Raw genomic sequence first — 10,680 nt, 5'->3', positions numbered from 1 at the left:
TCTAATTGCAGACGTTGTTGGTCTGTCAGTTGTATAACTTTGATTTTTGCGATAGCGATGTGTCTTTATGTGTTTACACAAAGATACGCAAAAAAATTGATATAAACTAATTTTCAACATCTACTTATTTGTTGCAATTTTACCTTTGTTGTTATAATTTGCAATAAACTACAATGAAATATCTTTCATCAGTTCTGTTCATCATACTTACCGGAAGTGCTTCTTTGTCCGCCAACACAAACACAATCATAGCGGAAGAACCGCTCACGGCACCTGTGACATCACCAGCCTATACTGTAACCGGCACAATAACCGATAAGACCGGCGAACCGCTCCCTGGTGTTACAGTCAGAATCAGAAGAAATCCTAAAAAATCAGCCATCAGTGATGTCGACGGCAACTTCACTCTGCCTGACGTGCATGACAACGAAATACTTCTCGCATCCTATCTCGGATTCAAGACCGTAAAGATCCGCCTTGCCGACGGACGTGAGCGCTACGACATCAAGATGGAAGCAAACAGCTCTGTGCTTGACGAAGTTGTGGTGGTGGGCTATGCGGTCCAGAAAAAAGTTGACCTCACCGGAGCTATCTCTTCAATAGGCAGCGATGCTCTCAAAGACCGTCCCCTCACCAATGCTACAAACGCACTCGCCGGCCTCGCCTCAGGCCTTTCGGTGAGCAACTCAGGCGGCAATACCCCCGGATTCGAATCGCAGTCGATCCTTGTCAGAGGCCAGGGCACTCTCAACAACTCCGCACCTCTCGTTGTGGTCGACGGCATGACCGGAATAGCCCTCAGCGACATCAATCCTCAGGACATCGAAAACATCTCAGTGCTCAAAGACGCGGCATCGTCAGCCATCTACGGCTCAAGAGCCGCCAACGGTGTCATCCTCGTGACCACACGCCAGGGGGCTGAAGAATCTCCGAGAGTCACATACAGCGGCAACGTATCGTTCGAAACCGTGGCAAAACGCCTCAACCTCGTCACCGACTATGCCGATTTCATGGAGATCCAGAACGCCGGACTCATTGTCAACGGACAAGCACCCCGCTTCTCTCAGGGGAAGATCGACGAATGGCGCAACGATGCCGGACGCAACCCCACCATCTATCCCAACACCGACTGGCAGGACCATATCTACAGAAATCCCTCGGTGGTACAGAACCACAATCTATCTGTCACAGGAGGATCGAAATCTGTCAGATACAACATCTCGCTGGGCTACGTCAACAACCCCGGCATGATATATTACACAGACTACAAGCGCTATCAGCTCCGCACCAACCTTGATGTCACCATCAAGCCCTGGCTCACCGTAGGCACCAATCTATTCGGATATATCGACGAAAACAACCCGTCGTCTGAAAACGCGGCTGCCGGAGGCGATGTCATCTTCGGATCAGGCGCCTTCAACACCGTCCCCGGCATGACGCTCTACGATCCCGCCACCGGACTCTACGGCGGCATCCAGAATCCGGAGGAAGAAAACGTAAGCAACTTCAACCCCTATCGCCGCCAGTGGTTCTACGACACCGACTATCCCACCAAGACAAAACGGTCGGTAATCAAGCTCTACGCCATGCTCCAGCCGCTGAAAGGTCTGACAGTCAAAGGCTCGTTCTCCTACAATTACTGGGAGCGCAACATGGAACATCATCTGACTGACCGCGACCTCTACCGCTTCACATTCGACGGCCCGGTGCTGATACGCGAAGGCGTTGTCCGCACCTACATCCGCCGTTACAACTACCGCAACACCTTCCGCTCTTCGGAACTGACAGCCAACTATAGCTTCAACGTCAGCCGCCTTGAAGCATCAGTGCTTGCCGGCATGAGCCAGGAGTACAATAAATATGACCAGGACTACTTCATAAAGTATGATCTCGTAGATCCCTCGCTCGGAGCGATTGACGCCGGAACAACAAACGGCAGCATCACCGGAAACTACAACGAATGGGCCATGCGCTCCTACTTCGGCCGCGTGAACCTCAACTGGGATGACAAGTATATGCTCGAAGCCAATCTGCGCGCCGACGGCTCGTCGAAATTCGCTCCCGGAAAACGCTGGGGCTACTTTCCCTCAGTCTCAGCTGCATGGCGCATCTCGGAAGAAGGCTTCATGCACGGAACTACTTCATGGCTCGACCAGCTGAAAATCAGAGCGTCTTACGGATCGCTCGGCAACAATGAGACCACCAGCTACTATATGTATCAGTCTCTCTTTGCCACCGCCAACTACATTCTCAACGGCAACATTGCCGGAGGCCTTGCCCAGACCGTGCTCGCCAACCCGGAACTCACCTGGGAGAAGACATATATGACAAACCTTGGCATTGACTACGCTTTCCTCAACAGCCGTCTGAGCGGATCTGTCGACATCTACAACAAGAACACCAAAGGAATCCTCATCTCACTCCCGGCACCGCTTGAACACGGCACCAGCACCGTCCCCAACCAGAATGCCGGCGAGGTCAACAACAAAGGCTTCGAATTTGACATCCACTGGAACGACCGCATAGGCAAAGTGTCCTATGACCTTGGCTTCAACATGGGCTTTGTCACCAACAAGGTCACAAAATTCCAGGGCGACGTATCGTCGATCAGCGGAGTCTACAAGACCCAGGAAGGCAAGCCGATCAACCAGCTGTATGTCATCACCGTCGACCGCATTGTCCGCGATCAGGCCGATCTCGACTATGTGCAGTCACTCGTTGACCGCAACCCCGACTATTTCGCCACCTACCAGCGTCCGGAACTCGGCGACTTCCTCTATCGCGACGCAAACGGCGACGGCAAACTCGACACTGCCGACCGCGTGGAGATAGGCCACGGAACACTGCCGCGGCTCACCTACGGCGGCAGTCTCGGAATCAGATGGAACAACTTTGACTTCAGCATGCTCCTGCAGGGCGTTGGCAACCATCAGGTCTATTACAACAATCAGGCCTTCCGCTTCGTGACAGTCATGGGACAGTCGCTCAATAAAGACATCACCGACAACGCCTGGACTCCGGAAAATCCCTACAATTCGAAATATCCGGTCCTGCGCAACAGTTCAAACGGCAAAAACAACATTGCCAGCGATGCTTTTGTCCACAACGCCGCCTATCTGAGATGCAAGAACATCCAGCTCGGCTACACCATCCCTCAGGAGATCACCAGAAAATTCTTTGTTGAAAACTTCAAGGTCTATGCCAGCATAGACAATCTCTTTACAATCACAGACTTCCCCGGTCTCGACCCGGAAGTCGGCGCCACAGTCGGCTATCCTTCGGTGCGCCAGTATTCGGTAGGTCTAAACATTTCATTCTGACATTATGACACACAATTTTAAGCTGAAATATCTCGCAGGAATCACCCTCGCAGCAGCCGCGCTCTGCAGCTGCGAAAGCCTTGATTATACACCCGGCGACCAGATGTCGGGACAGAATTTCTGGCAGACCGAAGACCATGCCCGGCAGGCAGCCATCGGAATGTATGCCGCAATGAAATCCACATGGTGCTTCGGGCTGGAGTTCACATTTGACATGTGCAGTGATCTGGCTGACGGCACAAGCCCCTGGGCCGATATTTCGCGCGGCACATCGTTCGCCTCAAACAGCTCAGGAGTACAGAATCACTGGCAGTATCTCTATGAACTCGTCCACCGCTCCAACACAGTAATCCGCAACGTGGCCACAATGCCTATCAGCGCCACAACCATCGATCGCGTCACCGGAGAGGCCAAATTTCTCCGTGCTATGGCCTACTTCCGAATGCTCAACTGCTGGGGTGGAGTGCCATATTATGACGAAAGCTGTGACATTAACGAACAGTTTGCCCACCTTGACGCCCCGCGCAGTTCGGCAGAAGAAATCAGACAACATATAATCGACGATCTGACCGAAGCCATCGCCAAACTGCCGGTAAGCTGGGATGCCGAGAATCTCGGACGCGCCACCAAGGGTGCGGCCTACGCTTTGCGAGGCAAAGTCTACCTCTTCGACCGCCAGTGGGACAAGGCAATTGCAGACTTCGAGGAGATTGTCTACAACAAGTCCGAAAACTACGGCTATTCGCTTCATCCCGACTACAATGAACTGTTTCGCCTCTATAACGGCAGCCATAGTCCCGAAATGATCTTCTCGATCCAGTCGATCGACGGCAACACCGCCGGCTACGCTCTTGACATAGTGTCTTATTTCGGCAACAAATCCACCATGCGCCTAATTGCAGGCAATGCCATCGTACCCTCGACCACACTCGTTGATATGTATGAAAATCTCGATGGATCTCCCTTTGACTGGGACGATATGTTTCCGGGGTTCAACAACGGCGGCTCCGACCTGCGCAAAAGCTACATGCGAGTAGCCATAGACCAGGCCAGCACAATGGTCACAAGCACTCTTGACTGCGACACATCGAAAGTCATGGACGCATACCGTCTGCGCGATCCGCGTCTGTGTCTGAACGTAATCACCCCATACTCCCACTACCTGGGCACGGATGCCGGATCAAATCCGATGGATAAGCAGTTTGTGCTTGCCGATCCCTCCAAGGGCGGTGCTCCGATGGAAGCTATGGCATTCATACGCAACTCCGAAGGCTGGAACTCATACTTCTGGCGCAAATGGATACCGACCGGAAATCTCGACGGCTATTGGGGAGAATACAACCGCACACCCTATGAATTCCCCTTGCTGCGCCTCGGCGATGTGCTGCTGATGCTGGCTGAGGCTTACAATGAAAGCGGAGCTACAGACAAGGCCATAGTCGAAGTCAACAAAGTGCGCGCCCGCGTAGGTATGCCCGGCCTTGACAGCGGTCCGGCATGGCTTGCCGTAGGCAGCAAAGAGGAAATGGCTGAAAGAATCCGGAGAGAACGCGCCTTCGAACTCGCCGGTGAAGGCCAACGTTACTGGGACCTCCGCCGCTGGGGACTGCTTGAAGAATCGGTGAAGGATGCCACTGATATTTTCGGTGATCTGATGTACACACGTTCATATCAACCGCGCCATGAACTTTGGCCCATTCCGCTCGTTGAGATGGAACGCAATCTCAATCTGACACAGAATCCAGGCTGGTAAGCAACCCTGAAAAAATTAAGAGGTTGTTTTTGAACACCCTCTGATTCAGACCATCCGCAGAAATTGCAGGTGGTCTTTATATTATCTATTCCCAACGAGTCCATCAAGCCTGTAGTCCGGGAGGCCTGCCGGTGAATGATTGAAAAAAACAGATGCCGGATTTGAAAAATCATCTGAAATTTCGTAATTTCGCATCGTCACACACCTCTCCGCGAAAATAAATTTGTGACAACTCCACCTGCAACCAGCCCACTTCACAAACATATGAAAGGAATCGTATTGGCCGGAGGTTCAGGCACACGCCTCTACCCTATCACCAAGGGAGTCAGCAAACAGATGCTCCCTATCTATGACAAACCCATGATCTACTATCCGGTCTCCACCCTGATGCTGGCCGGAATAAGAGACATTTTGATCATATCAACCCCGGCCGATCTACCCGGCTTCAAGCGTCTGCTCGGCGATGGCAGCGACTTCGGTGTCCGCTTCGAGTATGCCGAACAGCCGTCGCCCGACGGATTGGCCCAGGCTTTTATCATCGGCAAGGATTTCATAGGTGATGATTGCGCCTGCCTTGTGCTTGGCGACAACATTTTCCACGGCGCAGGCTTCTCCGGGCTGCTCCAGGAGTCAGTTGCCGCTGCTGAGAAGAGCGACAAGGCCACAGTGTTCGGCTATTGGGTAAGTGATCCCGAACGCTATGGAGTGGCGGAGTTCGACAAGGATGGCAACTGCCTGTCGATCGAGGAGAAACCTGAGCATCCGAAGTCGAACTATGCGGTGGTAGGCCTCTATTTCTACCCGAACAAGGTTGTCGACGTGGCTTCACGCATCAAACCCTCTGCCCGCGGAGAGCTGGAGATCACCACTGTCAACCAGGAGTTTCTGAATGACGGCGAACTGCGTGTGCAGACTCTTCCCCGCGGTTTTGCCTGGCTCGACACAGGCACTCACGATTCTCTCGCCGAGGCTTCGATCTATGTCGAGGTGCTTGAGAAGCGCCAGGGGCTGAAGATTGCCTGCCTTGAGGGCATAGCATACCGCCAGGGATGGATCTCACGCGAGCGGATGATCGAAATCGCAAAACCTATGCTGAAAAACCAGTACGGACAATATCTGATGAAGGTGATTGACGAGATTGACCGTACCGATTCCCCAAATCTCGACTGACATACACTCACATAAAATGGAAGTGATCAAAACCGATATCGAAGGCGTGGTGATAATCGAGCCCCGCATCTTCGCCGACTCACGAGGATATTTTTTCGAAAGCTATTCAAAGAAAGAATTCGATGAAAAAGTGCGCCCTGTGGATTTTGTGCAGGATAATGAAAGCTGCTCATCCTACGGAGTGATGCGCGGACTCCATTTTCAGGCTCCGCCGTTCACGCAGTCAAAGCTTGTGCGCTGCGTCAAAGGCCGTGTGCTTGACGTGGCCGTTGACATCCGCAAAGGCTCCCCGACCTATGGCCGCCACGTGGCGGTCGAGCTGTCGGAAGACAATCACCGTCAGTTTTTCGTGCCCCGCGGTTTCGCCCACGGTTTCGCCGTGCTCTCCGACATCGCCGTCTTCCAGTATAAATGTGACAACTACTACGCCCCGCAGGTCGACGGCGGCATCTCGATCCTTGACACATCGCTCGGCATCGACTGGCTCATCGACCCCGACAAGGCCATTCTGAGCGAGAAAGACATGCGTCACCCGATGCTCAGTGACTTCGACTCCCCGTTTGACTATCACACAGATCTCTATTTTGCGGACTGACGTATTTAAAACAGACTCATAACCACCATGCGAATACTTGTAACAGGCGCCAGCGGCCAACTTGGCTCAAGCCTCAGAAAAGCGGCAGAAAACTCTCCGAACGAATATATTTTCACCGATGCCGATGACCTCGACATAACCGACCCCGAAGCCGTGGCACTCGGAGTGGGCTGCAACGATTTCCAGGCCATTGTCAACTGTGCGGCCTACACCAACGTAGACCGCGCAGAAGAGCAGGAGGATATCGCCGAGCGGATCAACGCCACCGCAGCAGGCTATCTTGCAAAAGCCGCCGCCGACAATGGCATACCGCTGATCCACATCTCGACCGACTACGTTTTCGGCGGCAATCTCGGCAACACACCGCGTACCGAAAACGAGCCGCTCAACCCCACCGGAGCCTATGGCCGCACCAAACTGCACGGCGAGGAGGCAATCCTCAAAAGCGGATGCCGCCACATAATCATCCGCACGGCCTGGCTTTACTCGGAATACGGCAAAAACTTCGTCAAGACCATGCTCGGCCTCACGTCGACACGCCCACAGCTCAACGTTGTCTTCGACCAGACCGGCACACCCACCTATGCCCAGGACCTGGCCGACGCCATCGTCGACATAATCGACAACGGTAAAATAGACGGAAACGAAGGCGTCTACCACTACTCCGACGAAGGGGTCTGCTCGTGGTATGACTTCACAAAAATGATTGCCGAGATAGCCGGCAACACAGACTGCGACATCCGCCCCTGTCATTCCGACGAATTCCCCTCGCCGGTGGTCCGCCCGTCATATTCCGTTCTTGACAAGACCAAATTCAAGAGAACCTTCGATCTGGAAATCCCATACTGGACTGATTCACTGAAAATCTGTATCAATAACCTCAAATAATGGGTGTATTAGATAAGCTGTGGCATAACAGATGGATAATACGGGCTCTTATACCGTCAGTTATTTTTAATTTCCGTCATCTCCCTTTTAGCCAGGCTGCCAGGCTGCCGATTCTATTGCGCAAGGCCAGATTGCGAAATTGCAGCGGCAAGTTTATTTTTAACTGTCCTGTAAGATTCGGACTGGTCAAATTCGGAGTGAACAATGTTTCCTTATATCCTGACTCAGGAATAACTCTTGAAAACAGGGGAAAGATTGTTTTCAATGGATATTTATCTGTTGGAAATGCATCCGCCATTTCCGTAGGCGAGACCGGTGTGCTTGAATTCGGAGAGAAAGTTATTGCGACCTCAAGCCTGAAGATAGCATGCTATCACTCAATCAAATTGAATGATAATATTCTCATAGGCTGGGACTGCATGATGATCGACACCGATTTTCATAAGTTGAAATACACCGATCAGAAGAGATATTCGAAAGGCTACGGGAGTATCGCTGTCGGAAGTAATACATGGGTGGCTAACAACTGCAAATTATATAAAAATTCAACTATACCGGAAAACTGTGTAATCGGTGCCGATACTATAATTCATGGGCCGGTAGACTGTCAGCCCTACTCCCTTATTACAACTGAAATCAGCACAATAGTTAAAACCGTAGGAATTTATCATGACAAAGATGATGATGAAATTAATATAATCAGGAATTGAAATGAAGCGTAACATACTTATCACCGGCGGAGCCGGATTCATCGGATCGCACGTAGTCCGGCTTTTCGTCAACAAATATCCGGACTACCGTATTGTCAATCTCGACAAACTCACCTATGCCGGCAACCTCGCAAACCTCAAGGATATCGAAGACCGTCCGAACTACAGCTTTGTCAAGGCCGATATAGCCGATCTCGACGAAATGCGCCGCATAATCACAGAAAACCATATCGACGGCATCATCCACCTCGCCGCCGAAAGCCACGTGGACCGCTCGATCAAAGATCCCTTCACCTTCGCGCGCACAAACGTGATGGGCACCCTCTCTCTGCTCCAGGCAGCCAAAGAATACTGGGAATCACTCCCTGAAAAATACGAAGGCAAACTCTTCTACCACATCTCCACCGACGAAGTCTACGGCGCGCTCGAACTGACCGACCCGCAAGGTATCGAATCGCCCTTCACCACTACCGCCTCGTCGACCGAACACCACCACGCCTACGGCCGGGCATTCTTTCTTGAGACAACCAAATACAACCCCCACTCACCCTATTCGGCCTCCAAGGCATCGAGCGACCACTTTGTGCGCGCCTACCATGACACCTACGGCATGCCGACGCTTGTCACAAACTGTTCCAACAACTATGGGCCCTACCAGTTCCCCGAAAAGCTAATACCGCTCTTCATCAACAACATCCGCCACCGCAAGCCCCTGCCGGTCTACGGCAAAGGCGAAAACGTCCGCGACTGGCTCTTTGTCGAAGACCATGCCCGCGCCATCGACCTGATTTTCCACAAAGGCAAAATAGCCGACACCTACAACATCGGTGGCTTCAACGAATGGAAAAACATCGACCTGATCAAAGTCATCATCCGCACCGTAGACCGTCTGCTCGGCAACCCCGAAGGCCACTCCGACAGCCTCATCACATACGTCACCGACCGTCTCGGCCACGACATGCGCTATGCCATCGACTCACGCAAGCTCCAGCGTGAGCTCGGCTGGGAACCCTCGCTCCAGTTCGAGGAAGGCATCGAAAAAACCGTCCGCTGGTATCTCGACAACCAGGCATGGATGGACCACATAACCTCAGGCGACTACCAGCGCTACTACGAGGATATGTACTCTAACCGCTGAGGCGAATCTTACCGCTGACTGATATCAGACCGGCTGACTGAGGCAGGCTTTACCACCCGCCACGTCAGCCGGTCTGATTTTTAGCGTTTGTTTAAGAAACTGTTTAAAATTAGAATTGAAAAAAATGTTATAGGGCATAACAAACCCTCAGCCAAAGTGTTGAAGGAGAAAAAACATTGTTCATATGCATAGAATCAATCTCTATCAGACACTTTTGACCGAGGGTCAATGGTCTTATAGAAGCTGATTTTATGCATACTAATCGTTTTTCTTCTACAAACACTCTGATTGAGGGTTTGTTATGCCACTTAAGGTTTAATTTGGTTTAAATTCAAACATTCTCTCAGAAACGACATTCGTTTGACACAGCCGAACAATGGCGCGCCCACATCCTTGCCTGTATCCGCAACAAGGCCATCTCGGCCCTGCGCAAACTTTCGGCCATGAGAAACTATACCGAATCAAAAAACGAAGATGATCATGAAGCCGATGCGACACGCGCTCTAATCGAACATGAGACTCTCGACACCCTCTATGCCGCAATCAGAATGCTTCCGCCCGACTATCGCCAACTGCTTAAACTCAGTTTCGAAGACGGACTTAAAAACGCAGAAATAGCCGCAACCCTCGGAGTAGCAGAGATAACCGTGAAGAAACGCAAGGTGAAACTGCTTGAAATGCTGCGCAGAAACATGCCTGACGACATTGATCTGCAGACCATCGCCTTACTGCTCACAACTATGCTGAAAGCCGCCTGACCCGCAGATTTCAGACCTCCGGCGTGACCGGAAATCACCGTCATGTCCTGTTCTGATCGCCGCATCGACCGCACAAAACGCAAAAAATTGCCTCCGGATTTGGGAAATAGCAAAAAAACGCCTACCTTTGCATCGCTTTAGAGGATCGGTATCCCCTGATACCACGGATTCTTTGGGCAAAAGGATTGTCTTATGGTGTAATGGTAGCACTGCAGTTTTTGGTTCTGCCTGTCTTGGTTCGAATCCAGGTAAGACAACGTTTCAAATCGCCAGACCACTGAAAAAAACAGTGACCTGGCGATTTTCTTTTGTCAACCACGCCCCGCTGCCCTACATTTGTGCCCGCCT

General features: G+C 51.7%; 8 protein-coding genes. All 8 read left to right on the top strand.

The genetic code is table 11. The annotated features are described in order from the left end of the window. Positions 1 to 173 precede the first annotated feature (173 nt). Complete coding sequence (locus C5O23_RS10680) at positions 174 to 3,320, top strand: SusC/RagA family TonB-linked outer membrane protein (protein WP_107032934.1); 3,147 nt, start codon at positions 174 to 176, stop codon at positions 3,318 to 3,320. A 4-nt stretch (positions 3,321 to 3,324) separates the two neighbouring features. After that, on the top strand, positions 3,325 to 5,073 hold the full coding sequence (locus C5O23_RS10675) for a RagB/SusD family nutrient uptake outer membrane protein (RefSeq protein ID WP_107032933.1): 1,749 nt from the start codon (positions 3,325 to 3,327) through the stop codon (positions 5,071 to 5,073). Positions 5,074 to 5,337: 264 nt separating this feature from the next. Beyond that, positions 5,338 to 6,243 carry a glucose-1-phosphate thymidylyltransferase RfbA gene (gene rfbA, locus C5O23_RS10670; RefSeq protein WP_107032932.1) on the top strand — a complete coding sequence of 302 codons (906 nt, stop codon included), beginning with the start codon at positions 5,338 to 5,340 and terminating at the stop codon, positions 6,241 to 6,243. Positions 6,244 to 6,259: 16 nt separating this feature from the next. Next, positions 6,260 to 6,838, top strand: coding sequence for a dTDP-4-dehydrorhamnose 3,5-epimerase (rfbC, locus tag C5O23_RS10665; protein WP_107032931.1), 579 nt, complete (start codon positions 6,260 to 6,262; stop codon positions 6,836 to 6,838). Positions 6,839 to 6,865: 27 nt separating this feature from the next. Further along, the gene (gene rfbD / locus C5O23_RS10660) at positions 6,866 to 7,726 is read left to right on the top strand and encodes a dTDP-4-dehydrorhamnose reductase (protein WP_107032930.1); all 861 of its coding nucleotides are present in this window, start codon (positions 6,866 to 6,868) and stop codon (positions 7,724 to 7,726) included. Between the two features lie 197 nt (positions 7,727 to 7,923). Then, a complete protein-coding gene (locus C5O23_RS10655) occupies positions 7,924 to 8,436 on the top strand; it encodes an LbetaH domain-containing protein (RefSeq protein WP_161553598.1) in 513 nt (170 codons plus the stop codon). Then, positions 8,432 to 9,574, top strand: a complete 1,143-nt coding sequence (locus C5O23_RS10650) for a dTDP-glucose 4,6-dehydratase (RefSeq protein WP_240597794.1) — start codon at positions 8,432 to 8,434, stop codon at positions 9,572 to 9,574. The genes C5O23_RS10655 and C5O23_RS10650 overlap by 5 nt, the downstream gene beginning before the upstream one ends. Positions 9,575 to 9,903: 329 nt before the next feature. Continuing rightward, positions 9,904 to 10,332, top strand: coding sequence for an RNA polymerase sigma factor (locus tag C5O23_RS10645; protein WP_107032927.1), 429 nt, complete (start codon positions 9,904 to 9,906; stop codon positions 10,330 to 10,332). The last annotated feature ends 348 nt before the right edge of the window (positions 10,333 to 10,680 follow it).

The organism is Duncaniella muris, assembly GCF_003024805.1.
Classification (GTDB): Bacteria; Bacteroidota; Bacteroidia; order Bacteroidales; family Muribaculaceae; genus Duncaniella; species Duncaniella muris.
This window is presented reverse-complemented; position numbering and strand designations above follow the sequence as displayed.